We start from the raw sequence: 903 nt of genomic DNA on the forward strand, positions 1-903 counted from the left end.
CAGCAGGCGGCGGGCACTCGCCGCACTGCGCGGCGCACTGGTGATGCCAGAGCGCTCCTCACCGCTGAAATCACGCCCCTGAGAGACGATCCGCACCATCCGAAAGGCCTGCGCCAGAGAGGGCCAATCGCTGGAGCCTTCCAACAGACAACTCGTGGTCAGTCGCCGATATTCCCGTCGTCCATGCCCTTTGTCGCACTGCTCGACCGTGATGAAATCGAGCGGAATGGGGCTGAAGCCCTGCGCAACGGGGAAAACCTTCGGGCTGAACAGCAGTTTGAGGTCATCGAACAACGTGGGCTGGTTCTCCTTGGCAATCCAGCAGTCGTCGCCGCCATCCTCCACCACCTGGATGCTCAGGCTGCGCTGGGCAAACATGGCATCCCCACTGATGATCGTGCCGCGCAGATTCAGACGCTTCAGGAGGCGTGGCGCAGCGACGATTTCGTTCTCCTTGCTGGTGACGGGGGTCTGCGCCACCACGACCCCGGCCTCGACGTCATAGGCGCTGAGCAGATGAACGCCCTGGCTGTGGCCACGCGGGATGATTCCGCGCAGGGCCTTGCCATCGAGGGCGATCTGCTGACTGGCACGGGCAGGAACCTCGCTCGCTGGGGGTGGCAGCAGCAGGGGGAGCAGGGCGTGATCCAGGGCCTCCGCCGCAACGGCCGAGGCGAGCACCCGGCTCCACGTCGTCGGATGCGGCATGGCAGCACGCGGCAAGGCAAACTGGGCCGCCAATTCGCCCCGGCGCTCGCGGGCCCACTCGGCAATGGCGCGCAGCTGTGTGGCCCCCGCGAGTTTGGCCCACAGCGCAATCGTGAGCATGACCGCCAAGGGATAGCGGACACCCCGACGGTGGCGCAGATCCGGCACCTGTTGAAACTGCTGGTAGATGGCGGC

Annotated in this window: 1 protein-coding gene; it reads right to left on the reverse strand. The window is 65.9% G+C overall.

All coding sequences use genetic code 11. The features are described from left to right. Nucleotides 1-903, reverse strand: a 903-nt coding sequence (locus A9Q02_RS07735) for an ISAs1 family transposase (protein ID WP_097651784.1), incomplete at both ends; no start/stop codon positions are given.

The organism is Candidatus Chloroploca asiatica, from assembly GCF_002532075.1.
Lineage (GTDB): Bacteria > Chloroflexota > Chloroflexia > Chloroflexales > Chloroflexaceae > Chloroploca > Chloroploca asiatica.